Origin of the sequence: Micromonospora matsumotoense, from assembly GCF_050951065.1 — a bacterium.
GTDB lineage: Bacteria > Actinomycetota > Actinomycetes > Mycobacteriales > Micromonosporaceae > Micromonospora > Micromonospora matsumotoensis.
Genome location: NZ_CP192025.1, coordinates 6,721,218 through 6,734,631, shown reverse-complemented (window position 1 = coordinate 6,734,631; position 13,414 = coordinate 6,721,218). Strand labels below are relative to the sequence as shown.

Sequence of the window (13,414 nt, the reverse complement as noted above, 5' to 3'; positions counted from 1 at the left end):
GTGGGGAGCTAAGGGTGGGGGTGGAGGGGCGGGTGGGTCAGGTGGGGGCGATGGTTTGCCAGGGGAGGGTCAGCTCGCCGTGACGCCAGCGGGGTGGGCCGTCGAGGATGGGCCAGCCGGTGGAGCTGAGGGCGGTGACGGCGGCCAGCCAGCGTTGGCGGGGGCCGAACGGGGCGTAGCCGGCGGCGGAGTGCCAGGCGTCGTCCAGGGCGCGCAGCAGGGCGTGGATGCGTTCCCCGGGGACGTTGCGGTGGATCAGCGCCTTCGGCAGGCGTTCGGCCAACTGGGCCGGGCGCTCCAGGGTGGCCAGTCGGGCGGCCAGGGTGAGGGTGTGGGGGCCGTCCGCGTCGATCAGCAGCCAGCCGCCCAGCCGGCCCAACTCGTCGCACGTCCCCTCGACCAGCACCCCGCCCGGGGCGAGCCGGTCGGTGACCGTCCGCCAGGCGTCGGCGACCTCGCTCTCGTCGTACTGGCGTAGCACGTTGAACGCCCGGACCAGGATGGGACGCAATCCGGCCAGCTCGAAGCCGCCCCGGGCGAAGGTCAGCCCCGGGGGATCGGCGGCGGGCGCGGCGGCGGCCACCCGTACCGGATCGATCTCCAGCCCGACCACCCGGACGTCGGCGCGGACCCGGGTGGCCAACCGGCCTCGCAGCTCGACGGCGGTGACCGGGGTGGCGCCGTAACCGAGGTCCACCACCAGCGGGTCGGCTGCTGCCCGCAACCGGTCGCCGCAGGTCTCGACGAGCCAGTTGTCGACCCGGCGGAGCCGGTTCGGGTTCGTCGTCCCCCGGGTCACCACCCCCAACGGCCGGTGCCGGTCGCGGTCAGCCACAGCCGGCCACCGCCCACTCCGGCCGGCGGCACCAGCCGTGCCGGATCATCGCCCGACCCGGTCGGGTAGGCCGGGTCGGGTCACTGGCTGACCCGGTGCACCTTGTGCTGGGCGGCCTGGGCCAGCGGGCGGACCACCAACCGGTCCACGTTGACGTGGTGCGGGAGGGTGGCGCACCAGGTGATGCACTCGGCGACGTCCTCGGCCACCAGCGGCTGCGCCACCCCGGTGTAGGTGGCGTCGGCCTTTGCGGCGTCCCCGCCGAACCGGTTCAGGCTGAACTCGTCCGTCCGTACCATCCCGGGATCGATCTCGACGACCCGGACCGGCCGGCCGCACAGCTCCAGCCGCAGGGTGCCCGCCACGGCGGTCTGCGCGTGCTTGGCCGCACTGTAGCCGCCGCCGCCCTCGTACACGGTGAAGCCGGCGGTGGACGAGACCACCACGATGGTCCCGGCGCCGGAGCGCTCCAGGGCCGGCAGCAGGGCCTGGGTGACCCGGAGCGTGCCGAGCACGTTCACGTCGTACATCCACTGCCAGTCGGCCACCGAGCCGCTCTCCACCGGGTCCAGGCCGCGCGCGCCACCGGCGTTGTTGACCAGCACGGTGACCGGTCCGGGGGCGTCGGCGGCGGCCCGGGCCAGCCCGGCCACCGACTCGTCCGAGGTGACGTCGCAGGCCACAGCGGTGGCGCTGCCACCGGCCGCGGTGATGTCGGCGACCAGACCGGCGAGCCGGTCGGCGCGGCGGGCGGCGACGAGCACGTGGAAACCGGCGGCGGCGAGCCGGCGGGCGGTGGCCGCGCCGATCCCGCTGGACGCCCCGGTGACGATCGCGACAGAGGTCATCCGGCCATTCTCACCCCGACCGCGCGGCCGGGGCCCGGGGCCCCGGTGATGAGGTCCGTCACCCCGGCGACCCGGGGCGACGCATTTCCGAAGCCCGATGGGGAAGATGACACCCGGCGTTCGGGTTGACCGAGGAGCGCCGGTCGTGCGGGACGGCAGCAACCGTGACAGAGGGAGCGGACGTGGCGGATCAGCACACCGGCGTCGGTCGGCAGCGAGGCGCCCTGCCGTGGCCCCGGCCCCGCCGGATCGCCACCCTGTCGGTGCACACCTCGCCGCTGCACCAACCGGGCACCGGCGACGCGGGCGGCATGAACGTCTACATCCTGGAGGTCGCCCGTCGGCTCGCCGAGGCCAACGTCGAGGTGGAGATCTTCACCCGGGCCACCTCGGGTGACCTGCCCCCGGTGGTGGAGATGGCACCCGGCGTACACGTCCGGCACGTCACCTCGGGCCCGCTGGAGGGGCTGACCAAGGAGGAATTGCCCGGCCAGCTCTGCGCCTTCACCGCCGGGGTGCTGCGCGCCGAGGCGGCCCGCCCGCCCGGTCACTACGACCTGATCCACTCGCACTACTGGCTCTCCGGGCAGGTCGGCTGGCTGGCCAAGGAGCGCTGGGGGGTGCCGCTGGTGCACACCGCGCACACCCTGGCCAAGGTGAAGAACGCCCAACTCGCCGCCGGTGACCGGCCGGAGCCGAAGGCCCGGGTGATCGGTGAGGAGCAGGTGGTCGCCGAGGCCGACCGGCTGGTGGCGAACACCCGGGTGGAGGCGACCGACCTGATCGACCGCTACGCCGCCGACCCAGCCCGGGTCGCGGTCGTCGAACCCGGGGTGGACCTGGACCGGTTCCGCCCCGCCGCCGGGGACCGGGCCGCGGCGACCCGCGCCGCCCGCCATCGGCTGGGCCTGCCCACCAACGGGTACGTCGTCGCGTTCGTCGGCCGGATCCAGCCGCTGAAGGCACCCGACGTGCTGGTCCGCGCGGTCGCCGCGTTGCGCGAGCGGGACCCGGAACTCGCCGAAGAGGTGACCGTGGTGATCTGCGGTGGCCCGAGCGGCAGCGGCCTGGACCGGCCCACCTCGTTGATCGAGCTGGCCGGCTCGCTGGGTGTCGCCGACCGGGTCCGCTTCCTGCCGCCGCGCACCGGGGACGACCTGCCCGCTCTCTACCGGGCCGCCGACCTGGTGGCGGTGCCCTCACACAACGAGTCCTTCGGCCTGGTGGCCCTGGAGGCGCAGGCCTGCGGCACCCCGGTGGTCGCCGCCGCCGTCGGTGGCCTGGTCACCGCCGTTCGGGACCAGGTCAGCGGCGTGCTCGTGCACGGCCACGACCCGACCGACTGGGCCCGTGCGCTGGCCCGGCTGCTCCCGGACCGGTCGGCCCGGGAGGCGTTGGGCCGGGGCGCCGCCCGGCACGCCCGGAGCTTCTCCTGGGAGCGCACGGTCTCCGGCCTGCTCGCCGTCTACGGCGAGGCGGTCACCGGGCACCGGGAGCGGTTGGCGGCCCGGCTGGCCGAGGGGCCGGCGCTCACCGGCTCCTGGTGACCGGGTTGCCGGCCCAGCGTCATCCGGTGGGCCCGTCACCCCGGCCGTAGAGTGGGTCCGATGAGCGCGAAGAGCGAGCTGGCGGCCCTGATCGAGTCGTTCTGCACCGAGCGGGAGCTGGAGTGGGAGGCCACCGGCGAGGGTTCGTACGCGGTCACCCTGCCCGGCACCCACAAGCTCAAGACGATCTGCAACCTGATCGTCGGCGAGCACGCGCTGCGGGTCGAGGCGTTCGTGATGCGCCAGCCCGACGAGCGGCGCGAGGAGCTGTGGGCGTGGCTGCTGCAGCGCAACGCCCGGATGTACGGCGTCGCGTTCTCGATCGACGCGGTCGGGGACGTCTATCTCACCGGCCGGGTCAACCCGGCCGGTGTCGACGCCGACGAGTTGGACCGCCTGTTCGGGGCGGTGCTCAGCTATGCCGACGAGTCCTTCGACACCATGTTGGAGATCGGTTTCGGCAGTTCCATCCGCCGGGAGTGGGAGTGGCGGGTCAAGCGGGGCGAGTCGACCGCGAACCTCGCCGCCTTCGCTCACCTGTTCACCCCGTCCGCCGGAGGTTCGGACCGGTCCTGACGGGTATGCCGCACCGCTGCGGTGCGGCAGTGTGGGACCCGCCGCAGGCCGAGGACGGACCGTCGAGGAGCGTGTCATGGCTCAGCGGAACAGCTCAGGTCGCGGCGCGACGGCGACCAGGACCACGCGTCAGGCCGGCAACCAGACCCCGAACACGCCGGGCATCTCCGAGTCGGAGATCTCCCGGATGAGGGTCGACGACATCCGGGGTCAGTTGCGCCGCCGGGGAGTCTCCGGGATCTCCGCGCTACGCAAGCCGGAACTGGTGAAGACGCTCGCGCGGACGTTGCGCTCGGAGGGCCGGGCCGGTGGCGCCGCCCGCCGCGGCACCGGCCCGTCCGGCCGGGCACCCGCCAGGAAGACCGGTGCCGGTCAGGGCACCTCGGCCCGGCGGGGTACGTCGGCACGGGCCAAGGCGGCTCCGGCCCCGGCACGCAAGGCCACCTCCACCTCCACCGCCGCCCGGCGGCCGGCGGCCTCGTCCTCCCGGACGAAGGCGGCTCCCTCCCGGGCGAAGGCAACGCCGACCGTACGGGCGAAGGCGACCGTCCCGTCCCGGACGAAGACGTCGGCGTCCTCCCGGGCGAAGGCGACGGCGGCGTCCCGGTCGGGACGGGCCGCCCTGTCGCGGCCGGGAGCGAAGGCGGCACCGGCAACAGCCGCCACCCGCGCATCGGGCGTCCGGACCGGGCGCTCCACCTCCCGGTCGGTACGGTCCTCGCAGCTCATCTCGTCCCCGGCGGACCGGCCGGAACGTCCCGGGCGCAGCCTGGTCACCACCAATCACGAGGTGATCCGGAACTGGGCTGCGGCCCGGGGGGCCAAGCCGGCCACCATCGTCGGCACCGAGCGGGACGGCCGGCCGGGTGTGCTCACCTTCGACCTGCCGGGTTACCGGGAGAGCCGGCAGATGCGGGTGGTCAGCTGGGACGACTGGTTCCGGACGTTCGACAGCCGCAAGCTGAACCTGATCTTCCAGGAGCAGTTGCGGGACGGCCGGCAGAGCAACTTCTTCCGGACCGAATCACCCGATCGGGAAGACGGCTGAGGGGTTTGTGGGAATGGCTGCCGGGTAGCCGCATGTTGGCAGTCACGAGGCCCGGAACGGCATCACCGCAGCTCGGACGGCCGGTGTTGTGACCGGCGGAACAGTGCTCGCGGGTTGAATCCGGAATCCGGGCGAACTAACTTTATTGCACCGCGTCACGCTCGGAAACGTTCGGGGGAGCGGCGGATCGATCAGATCCGTGCACCGGGCGAGGCGCACATCGGGTGGAGCACACCGTTGGGGGACGGTGCCACCCGGGAACCGGCGGCGCGAGCGGGCGACGCTTACGGGGGTGAGGGTCGCCCGCCGCCGCCGGGCAGGCGGTACGAGCGCCCACCGCGACTTTCGGTCGTGGTGGGCGCTCTGCCGTTGCCGGTCCTTCCGTGGGCGCGCTGCGCCGGGCCCGTGTGGGCAGGTGGCGCCGAGCCGTGCGCCGGGTGGACGGGCGTCGTACTCAGGCGGGGGTGCGGGCCGGGACCGGCTCGGCGGGTGCGGTCGCGGCGGCCTCGGCCGACTGGGGCGGCGGCGGCTGGACGGCGGTGACCGGCACGGTCGGCGCGGTGGGACGGGTCAGTTGGCTCGCCCGGCGTTCCCGGGCCGGCCCGGAGAGCAGGTGGGCGACCGCGGTCGCCGCGCCGATCGCGGCGCAGCCCAGCCAGAGCGTGCCGTTGCCGACATGCTCCCGGACCACCCCGCCGAGCACCGGGGCGACCGCGCCGGCCACCTGCCAGGAGAGCGAGAAGACGCCCTGGTAGCGGCCCCGTAGCTCGGCCGGGGAGAGTTCGGCGATCAGGGTGGCGTTGGACGGGGAGTTGAGCATCTCGCCGAGCGTCCAGATCAGCACGGTGAGACCGAAGAACCAGGCGGCGTCGGCGAACGCGGTCAGCCCGAAACCGACGCCCATCACCACCGAGGCGAGGGCCAGCACGTGCGACCGGCTCCGCCCCCGGATCAGCCGGGGGACGAAGAGTTGGCCCGCCACGATCAGCACCCCGTTGAGCGCGATCACCGAACCGTAGGTGGCCGGGGACAGCCCGGCGTCACCCATCGCGATCGGCAGCATCGAGATGTGCTGGAGGAAGACCAGCGCACCGAACAGGTTGAGCACCACGAATCCCAGGAACACCCGGTCGGCGGCGATGGTGCGCAGCGCGCCCGCCCGGGGCGGCCCACCCGTCGCACCCTTGACGGCGCCGGTCGTCGGAGCGCGTCGGGTCTCGCCGACCCGGACAAAGATGATCAGCGCGGTGGCCAGGGTGGTGACCGCGTCGACCACGAAGAGCAGCAGGTAGCCGGCCTCGGCGGCGAGCCCGGCGAGCACGGCGGCGCAGGCGAAGCCCAGGTTGATCGCCCAGTAGTTGAGCGAGAACGCCCGCAGCCGGTCCCGTTCCGGCACCACGTCGACCATCATGGCTCCGAAGGCCGGCCTCGCCGCCTCGGCGAACATGCCGAGCAGCAGCGCGCCCACCGCCACCGTCCAGAGCGGCCGGGCGAAGCCGAGGGCCAGCATCATGGTGGCCGCGCCCAGGTGGGCGGTGAGCAGGGTGGGCCGCCGTCCCCACCGGTCGGCCAGGGTGCCGCCGACGGTGGTGCCCACCGCCCCACCGACCCCCCACAGGCCGATCACCAGGCCGGCCTGGGCGGCGGAGAAGTCGCGCGCCTGGGTCAGGTAGATGGCGAGGAAGATCAGCACGAACGATCCGAGCCGGTTGATCAGGGTGCCGGTCCAGAGGTACCAGAAGGTCCTCGGTAGTCCACCGGTGGTGTCCCGGAACCATCCCCGTACCGTCCGCACGTCCGCGCCCCCGCTCAGGTAATGACCGCTGCCCTTGAAGCGCCTTACAACCTAGTTCCGGGGTCCGACACCGGTCACCCGTTTTTCCACGTGGTGGTCGTCACCACCACTGCCCGCGTGTCCCCGCGCCGGGTGCGGCAGGATGATCGGCATGACTGCGAGCGAGGGACCCACCGTCGGGACGCTGGTCCTGCTGCGGCACGGCGAGAGCGACTGGAACGCGAAGAACCTCTTCACCGGCTGGGTCGACGTCGACCTGACGGCCAAGGGTGAGGCGGAGGCGCGTCGCGGCGGCGAGTTGCTGCGGGAGCATGGCCTGCTGCCGGACGTGGTGCACACCAGCGTGATGCGCCGGGCGATCCGCACCGCCGAGCTGGCGCTGAACGCCGCCGACCGGCACTGGATCGCGGTGCGCCGGTCGTGGCGGCTCAACGAGCGGCACTACGGCGCCCTGCAGGGCAAGAACAAGAAGCAGACCCTGGACGAGTACGGCGAGGAGCAGTTCATGCTCTGGCGTCGCTCGTACGACACCCCGCCGCCGCCGATCGCCGCCGACGACGAGTTCTCCCAGGTCGGCGACCCGCGTTACGCGCTGCTGCCGACCGAGCTGATGCCGCGTACCGAGTGCCTGCAGGACGTGGTGCAGCGGATGCTCCCGTACTGGTACGACTCGATCGTGCCGGACATCCTCGCCGGCCGGACGGTGCTGGTGGCCGCGCACGGCAACTCGCTGCGCGCCCTGGTCAAGCACCTCGACCAGATCTCGGACACCGCGATCGCCAAGCTGAACATCCCCACCGGCATCCCGCTGCGCTACGACCTCGACCCGCAGCTGCGCCCGATCACCCTGGGCGGGGCCTACCTCGACCCGACCGCCGCCAAGGAGGCCGCCGCCGCGGTCGCCAACCAGGGCCGCTGAGCCGCACGGAAGGGCTCCCCGGCAGCGGATGAACCCGCTGCCGGGGAGCCCTTCCTCGGTATCGGCCCGGTCGGGCCCGCGGCCGGGCTGCATCGGCCCGGCGCGCTGTCGCCCGTCCCGGCCGGCGGGCGTGCGCTACCGGCGTCCTCCGTGCGCCCCCGGCCGTCCTCCGGTGCGCTACCGGACCACCCGGTCCGGCGGGCGCCACCGGCCGACCGCAGGTCCCGGGCGTGCTGCCGGCCGCCGGTTTCAGCCTGCGGCGGGGACGGTCTCGCCGGTGATCAGGTAGACCACCCGCTCGCCGGCGTTCACCGCGTGGTCGGCGAACCGTTCGTAGAACCGGCCGAGCAGGGTGGCGTCGATGGCGGTCTCCACCCCGTACGGCCACCCGTCGCCGAGCAGCACGCCGAACAGGCTCTTGTGCAGGTCGTCCATCACGTCGTCGTCGCGGTCCAACTCGGCGGCGATGTCGGCGTCGGGGCTGGCCAGCACCTTGCCGATCTTCTCGGCCATCCGGTCGGCGACCGACGCCATGTCGGTGAAGACCGGACGCAGCTCGGCCGGTACGGCCGGGGACGGGTGCCGCCGCAGCGCGGTCTTCGCCACATGGTCGGCCAGGTCGCCCATCCGCTCCAGGTCGGCCGCGACGTGCAGGGCGGTGATCATCGCGCGCAGGTCGGAGGCGACCGGCGCCTGTCGGGCGAGCAGGTCACAGACCCGCTCCTCGACGTGTTGGTAGAGGTCGTCGATCTCGGCGTCCCGCGCGATCACGGCCTCGGACGCCTCGCGGTCGGCGGTGAGCAGGCCGCGGGTGGCCTGGCGCATCGCGGCGCGCACCCCCTCCGCCATGTCCACCAGCAGTTGGCTGACAATCTGCAGGTCGGCCCGGAACTCGTCGCGCATCGTCACTTCCTGGGGTCGGTGCCGTCGGCAGCCCGAAGGATCGCCGACGTACGGGTTGAGCAGGTGCGCGACCCACCGTAGGCCGGGGCGACGGACCGCAGATGAACCCGGGTGAACGACGCGGGGCCCGGGAGTGAATTTCTCCCAAAGCGAGTGTGGTTCGTCCTGTTATGGGCGATAGCCAGGTGAACAATGACCCTACGATCGCCGGGTGGAATGGGCGGTGGCGATCGTGGTGGCCCTGGGGACCGGACTGGTCGCCGGGCTGCTGCTGTCGCGACCCGTCCACGACTGGCGGCGTCGTGCGGCGTCGTCCGGGAGCGAGGGCTCCCGTTGGAACCTGGGGAGGCGTGCGATTCCCGACGACCAGTCCGGCGGGCTGACCGGGCTCGGCCGCAAGACCATCGACTCGCTCCGCGCCGGTGTCGTGGTGCTCGGCCCGGACGACGTGCCGGTGCTGGTGAACCCGGCCGCCCGGGCGATGGGACTGCTCCGTACCGGCGCCACTCCCGGCTCCATCGCCGCCCATCCGTTGATCCGTACCCTCGCCGGGCAGGTCCGGCGGACCGGGGTGCGGCGCGAGATCGAGCTGGACCTGCCCCGGGGCCGCGACAACGCCGGGGAGAACCCGCTCGGCGTGCACCTGCGGGCGATGGGCATCGGCGGCGGGTACATCGCCGTCGAAGCCGCCGACGTCACCGAGTCGCACCGGCTGGCCCGGGTGCGGCGGGACTTCGTGGCCAACGTCAGCCACGAGCTGAAGACCCCGATCGGGGCGTTGCAGCTGCTCGCCGAGGCGCTCGTCGACGCCACCGAACCGGCCGACGGGGCACCCGACCTCTCCGAGGACATGCTGGCCGCCCGCCGGTTCGCCGAGCGCATCCAGCACGAGTCGACCCGGCTCGGCCGGCTGGTCCAGGAGCTGCTGGAGCTGACCCGGCTCCAGGGCGCCGAGCCGCAACCCGCGCCGGAGCCCGTCGCGGTCGACTGGGTGATCGCCGAGGTGCTCGACCGGACCCGCACCTCGGCCGCCGCGCGCCGCGTCCAGGTGGTCACCGACGGGCAGCGGGGGTTGACCGCGTACGGCAGCGACAGTCAGCTCGCCACCGCCGTGTCCAACCTGGTGGAGAACGCGATCACGTACTCCGGCGAGGACACCACCGTCCGGGTCACCACCCGGGCGGACGACGACCACGTCATGGTCTCCGTCACCGACCAGGGCATCGGCATCGCCCCCACCGACGTCGACCGGATCTTCGAGCGGTTCTACCGGGCCGACCAGGCCCGGTCCCGCGCCACCGGTGGCACCGGCCTCGGCCTGGCCATCGTCAAACACATCGCCAGCAACCATGGCGGCCGGGTGGAGGTGGCGAGCACTCTGGGAGGGGGTTCGACATTCACCCTCCGGCTACCCGCCGGCCCGCCGGACGCCCTGGAGACGATACTGCCGTCGGCTGGGATCGAGCCCGGCCCGGCCGAACTGCGCCGGGCCTGACCGTAGGAAAGGAAACACCCCGTTGAGCCGCGTACTGGTGGTCGAGGACGAGGAGTCGTTCTCCGACGCCTTGTCGTACATGCTCCGCAAGGAGGGTTTCGAGGTCTCCGTCGCCGCGACGGGCACCTCCGCCCTCACCGAGTTCGACCGGACCGGCGCGGACATCGTGCTGCTCGACCTGATGCTCCCGGAGATGTCCGGGACGGAGGTCTGCCGGCAGTTGCGACAGCGCTCGCACGTGCCGATCATCATGGTGACCGCCCGGGACAGCGAGATCGACAAGGTGGTCGGGCTGGAGATCGGCGCCGACGACTACGTCACCAAGCCGTACTCGCCCCGGGAGCTGGTGGCCCGGATCCGGGCGGTGCTGCGCCGGCAGAGCCCCGAGGTGACCGAGTCGGGTGCGCCGACGCTGGCCGCCGGCCCGGTCCGGATGGACATCGAACGGCACGTGGTGACCGTCGACGGGACGACCGTGCAGCTCCCGCTCAAGGAGTTCGAGCTGCTGGAGCTGCTGCTGCGCAACGCCGGCCGGGTGCTCACCCGGGGGCAGCTCATCGACCGGGTCTGGGGCGCCGACTACGTCGGTGACACCAAGACCCTGGACGTGCACGTCAAGCGGCTGCGTTCCAAGATCGAACCGGAGCCGTCGGCACCCCGGTTCATCGTCACCGTGCGCGGGCTGGGCTACAAGTTCGAGCCGTAGGCCGGCGGCGCACGGCGCTCACCCCTGCGGGCTGGCCGGGTGCGGGGCGATCTGGCCCTGACCCAGCCGGGCCGCGCACAGCTCGGCCAGCCTCGCGTACGCGGGCGCGCCGATCAGCGCGGTCAGCTCCGGGCCGTACGACAGGTACATCGCCTCGGTGCCGACGTGCGCGTCGGTGGAGGAGGTGCACCACCAGTCCAGGTCGTGCCCGCCGGAGCCCCAGCCCCGCCGGTCGAACTCGGCCAGCGTCGAGACCAGCACCTTGGTGTCGTCGGGCCGGGTGATCCACTCCTGGTCGCGACGGATCGGCAGTTGCCAGCAGACGTCCGGCTTGTATTCCAGCGGGTGCACCCCGTCGCGCAGCGCCTGGCCGTGCAGGGCGCACCCGCCCCCACCGGGGAAGTCGGCGTCGTTGAGGAACACGCACGGGGCGTCCTCGCCCCGGGTGGCGGTACGCCGGGCCGGGTTCTTGCCGTCGACGGTGTCGGTCTCGGTCCAGTTCTTCGTACCCCGGCGGAAGTGCTGCCAGGTCTGCGGGGTGAGCCGCTTGACGGCCGCCCGGACCCGCTTCTCGTCGTCGGCGTCGGTGAAGAACGCGCCGTGCGAGCAGCAACCGTCGGTGGCCCGGCCGGCGACGATGCCGTGGCAGCCCCGGCCGAAGACGCACGTCCAACGGGACAGCAGCCAGGTGAGGTCGGCGCGGACCAGGTGCCGCCCGTCGGCCGGGTCGACGAACTCGATCCACTCCCGGGGGAAGTCCAGCCCCACCTCCCGGCTGCGCGGGTCGCCGGGGTCGTCCACCAGCACGTGCAGCTCCACCTGGCTCGTCACCCGGACCAGCGTACGCGCGCGCGGTGCGGCCGGCCGGCGTGCCGCCGAAACACGGTGGCCCTAGGGTCTTTCTCATGCGGCTGGGTGTGCTCGACGTCGGTTCCAACACGGTTCATCTGCTGGTGGTCGACGCCCACCACGGCGCGCACCCGTGGGCGGCGCACTCCGAGAAGGTGGTGCTGCGGCTGGCCGAGCAGATCGGCCCGGACGGCGCGCTCACCCGGGCCGGCGCGGACGGGCTGGTCGGGGCGGTCGGCGCGGCGCGCGCGTCGGCCACCGCGCTGGCCGCCGACGACCTGCTGGCCTTCGCGACCAGCGCGGTGCGCGACGCCACCAACGCCGCCGAGGTGCTGACCCGGGTCCGCGAGGAGACCGGCGTACGGCTGGAGGTGCTCTCCGGTGCGGACGAGGCGCGGGCGACGTTCCTCGCGGTCCGGCGGTGGTTCGGCTGGTCGGCGGGGCGGCTGCTGGCGATGGACATCGGCGGCGGGTCGTTGGAGCTGGCGGCCGGCATCGACGAGGACCCGGAGGTGGCGGTGTCGCTGCCGCTGGGGGCCGGCCGGTTGAGCCGGGACCGGCTGCACGTCGACCCGTCGGGGTCGACGCCGCCGACCGCCGAGGCCGTGGAGGAGCTGCGGGAGTACGTCGACGCGCAGCTCGACCCGGTGGTGGAGAAGCTGGCCGGGGTGGGCTGGGACCGCCCGGTGGCCAGCTCCAAGACGTTCCGGACGCTGGCCCGGCTGGCCGGGGCGGCCCCCTCCTCGGCGGGCCTGTGGGCCCGGCGCGGCCTCACCCGGACCGGGGTGCGGCAGGTGCTGGGGTTCGTCCGGCACATCCCACCGGCCAAGCTCTCCGAGCTGGAGGGGGTGAGCGCCGGCCGGGCCCACCAACTGCTGGCCGGCGCGGTGGTGGCCGAGGCGGTGCTGCGCCGGTTCGACGTGCCGGCGGTGGACATCTGCCCGTGGGCGCTGCGTGAGGGCGTCATCCTCAGACGGTTGGATCAGCTGGAACCGATGTGACGTACGCCGGTCGTTGCGCGGCTTTTGCGGTTACTCGTCCGGAACTGTGGTGGCGGACCGGGCTACCCTCGGGGATGTGACTTCCCGCGTCCCGGTGCTTCTGTCCAGTTCCTCGGTCTTTCCTGAACGGACCGCGGCGGCGTTCCAACTCGCCGCGGCACTCGGCTACGACGGGGTCGAGGTGATGGTCTGGACCGACGCCGTCAGCCAGGACGCGGGCGCGCTGCGCGGTCTCGCCGCGCACTACGGCGTCCCGGTGCTGTCGGTGCACGCCCCCTGCCTGCTGGTCACCCAGCGGGTGTGGAGCCCCGACCCGTGGGAGCGGCTGCGCCGGGCCGCCGAGCTGGCCGACACGCTGGAGGCGCCGACGGTGGTGGTGCACCCGCCGTTCACCTGGCAGCGTGACTACGCCCGGACCTTCGCTGACGGGCTGGACACCGTCGCCGCCCGGTTCGACGGGGTGCATTTCGCGGTGGAGAACATGTACCCGGTACGAATGGCCGGGCGGCAGTTCGTCCCGTATGCGCCCGGCTGGGACCCGACGGAGGTCGGCTACCGCGCCTACACCCTCGACCTGTCGCACAGTGCCGCGTCGCACAGCGACCCGCTGGCGATGGCCGACCGGATGGGTGCCGGCCTGGCCCACGTCCACCTCGGTGACGGCACCGGCGAGGGGCGTGACGAGCACCTGGTGCCCGGCCGGGGCACCCAACCCTGCGCCGCACTGCTCCGCTCCCTGGCCGGGCGCGGCTTCACCGGCTCGGTGGCGGTGGAGGTGACCACCCGGGGCGCCAAGAGCCGCGCCGTCCGCGAGGCCGACCTGCGCGAGTCCCTCGCCTTCGCCCGCGCCCACCTCACCGCCCCCACCCCCCTCAACGCCTGACCCCCGGCC

13 protein-coding genes are annotated in these 13,414 nt (G+C 73.4%); 8 read left to right on the top strand and 5 right to left on the bottom strand.

What is annotated here, in order from left to right; translation table 11 throughout:
- Positions 1 to 37 precede the first annotated feature (37 nt).
- Both ACQP1S_RS28805 and ACQP1S_RS28800 read right to left on the bottom strand, forming a co-directional pair.
- Positions 38 to 835: a class I SAM-dependent methyltransferase gene (locus ACQP1S_RS28805; RefSeq protein ID WP_432900875.1), complete on the bottom strand. Its 798-nt coding sequence runs from the start codon at positions 833 to 835 to the stop codon at positions 38 to 40.
- An 80-nt stretch (positions 836 to 915) separates the two neighbouring features.
- Positions 916 to 1,683: an SDR family oxidoreductase gene (locus ACQP1S_RS28800; protein ID WP_091242407.1), complete on the bottom strand. Its 768-nt coding sequence runs from the start codon at positions 1,681 to 1,683 to the stop codon at positions 916 to 918.
- A gap of 182 nt (positions 1,684 to 1,865) precedes the next feature.
- On the opposite strand from ACQP1S_RS28800, the gene mshA reads away from it, so the two are divergent.
- The 3 genes from mshA to ACQP1S_RS28785 all read left to right on the top strand — a co-directional run bounded on the left by mshA (position 1,866) and on the right by ACQP1S_RS28785 (position 4,854).
- A complete protein-coding gene (gene mshA, locus ACQP1S_RS28795; protein WP_432900872.1) occupies positions 1,866 to 3,230 on the top strand; it encodes a D-inositol-3-phosphate glycosyltransferase in 1,365 nt (454 codons plus the stop codon).
- A gap of 60 nt (positions 3,231 to 3,290) precedes the next feature.
- Entirely contained in the window at positions 3,291 to 3,806 is a 516-nt protein-coding gene (locus tag ACQP1S_RS28790; RefSeq protein ID WP_357896835.1) for a YbjN domain-containing protein, read from the top strand.
- A 187-nt stretch (positions 3,807 to 3,993) separates the two neighbouring features.
- The gene (locus ACQP1S_RS28785) at positions 3,994 to 4,854 is read left to right on the top strand and encodes a hypothetical protein (RefSeq protein WP_432908411.1); all 861 of its coding nucleotides are present in this window, start codon (positions 3,994 to 3,996) and stop codon (positions 4,852 to 4,854) included.
- Positions 4,855 to 5,308: 454 nt separating this feature from the next.
- Here the strand turns inward: ACQP1S_RS28785 and ACQP1S_RS28780 are convergent, their stop codons facing one another.
- Complete coding sequence (locus tag ACQP1S_RS28780; RefSeq protein WP_432900870.1) at positions 5,309 to 6,649, bottom strand: MDR family MFS transporter; 1,341 nt, start codon at positions 6,647 to 6,649, stop codon at positions 5,309 to 5,311.
- 151 nt (positions 6,650 to 6,800) lie between these two features.
- Between ACQP1S_RS28780 and ACQP1S_RS28775 the strand changes: the two genes are divergently transcribed.
- Complete coding sequence (locus ACQP1S_RS28775) at positions 6,801 to 7,568, top strand: phosphoglyceromutase (protein ID WP_432900868.1); 768 nt, start codon at positions 6,801 to 6,803, stop codon at positions 7,566 to 7,568.
- 249 nt (positions 7,569 to 7,817) lie between these two features.
- Here the strand turns inward: ACQP1S_RS28775 and phoU are convergent, their stop codons facing one another.
- Positions 7,818 to 8,471 (bottom strand): phosphate signaling complex protein PhoU, encoded by a 654-nt coding sequence (gene phoU / locus ACQP1S_RS28770; RefSeq protein ID WP_091242392.1) that lies wholly within the window; start codon positions 8,469 to 8,471, stop codon positions 7,818 to 7,820.
- A gap of 211 nt (positions 8,472 to 8,682) precedes the next feature.
- On the opposite strand from phoU, the gene ACQP1S_RS28765 reads away from it, so the two are divergent.
- Entirely contained in the window at positions 8,683 to 9,966 is a 1,284-nt protein-coding gene (locus tag ACQP1S_RS28765) for a sensor histidine kinase (RefSeq protein WP_432900866.1), read from the top strand.
- 22 nt (positions 9,967 to 9,988) lie between these two features.
- Positions 9,989 to 10,672: a response regulator transcription factor gene (locus ACQP1S_RS28760; protein ID WP_091242387.1), complete on the top strand. Its 684-nt coding sequence runs from the start codon at positions 9,989 to 9,991 to the stop codon at positions 10,670 to 10,672.
- A gap of 18 nt (positions 10,673 to 10,690) precedes the next feature.
- Here ACQP1S_RS28760 and ACQP1S_RS28755 read toward each other — a convergent pair whose 3' ends face one another.
- Positions 10,691 to 11,503 carry a hypothetical protein gene (locus ACQP1S_RS28755; protein ID WP_432900863.1) on the bottom strand — a complete coding sequence of 271 codons (813 nt, stop codon included), beginning with the start codon at positions 11,501 to 11,503 and terminating at the stop codon, positions 10,691 to 10,693.
- Positions 11,504 to 11,577: 74 nt separating this feature from the next.
- Between ACQP1S_RS28755 and ACQP1S_RS28750 the strand changes: the two genes are divergently transcribed.
- Both ACQP1S_RS28750 and ACQP1S_RS28745 read left to right on the top strand, forming a co-directional pair.
- Positions 11,578 to 12,522 (top strand): Ppx/GppA phosphatase family protein, encoded by a 945-nt coding sequence (locus ACQP1S_RS28750; protein ID WP_432900861.1) that lies wholly within the window; start codon positions 11,578 to 11,580, stop codon positions 12,520 to 12,522.
- A gap of 76 nt (positions 12,523 to 12,598) precedes the next feature.
- Entirely contained in the window at positions 12,599 to 13,405 is an 807-nt protein-coding gene (locus ACQP1S_RS28745; protein ID WP_176738889.1) for a sugar phosphate isomerase/epimerase family protein, read from the top strand.
- Positions 13,406 to 13,414: the final 9 nt, after the last annotated feature.

Coding starts and splice junctions, on each gene's coding strand:
- ACQP1S_RS28775 (WP_432900868.1), top strand. CDS start 6,801: ATGACTGCGAGCGAGGGACCCACCGTCGGGACGCTGGTCCTGCTGCGG.
- ACQP1S_RS28800 (WP_091242407.1), bottom strand. CDS start 1,683: ATGACCTCTGTCGCGATCGTCACCGGGGCGTCCAGCGGGATCGGCGCG.
- ACQP1S_RS28750 (WP_432900861.1), top strand. CDS start 11,578: ATGCGGCTGGGTGTGCTCGACGTCGGTTCCAACACGGTTCATCTGCTG.
- ACQP1S_RS28790 (WP_357896835.1), top strand. CDS start 3,291: ATGAGCGCGAAGAGCGAGCTGGCGGCCCTGATCGAGTCGTTCTGCACC.
- ACQP1S_RS28785 (WP_432908411.1), top strand. CDS start 3,994: ATGAGGGTCGACGACATCCGGGGTCAGTTGCGCCGCCGGGGAGTCTCC.
- phoU (WP_091242392.1), bottom strand. CDS start 8,471: ATGCGCGACGAGTTCCGGGCCGACCTGCAGATTGTCAGCCAACTGCTG.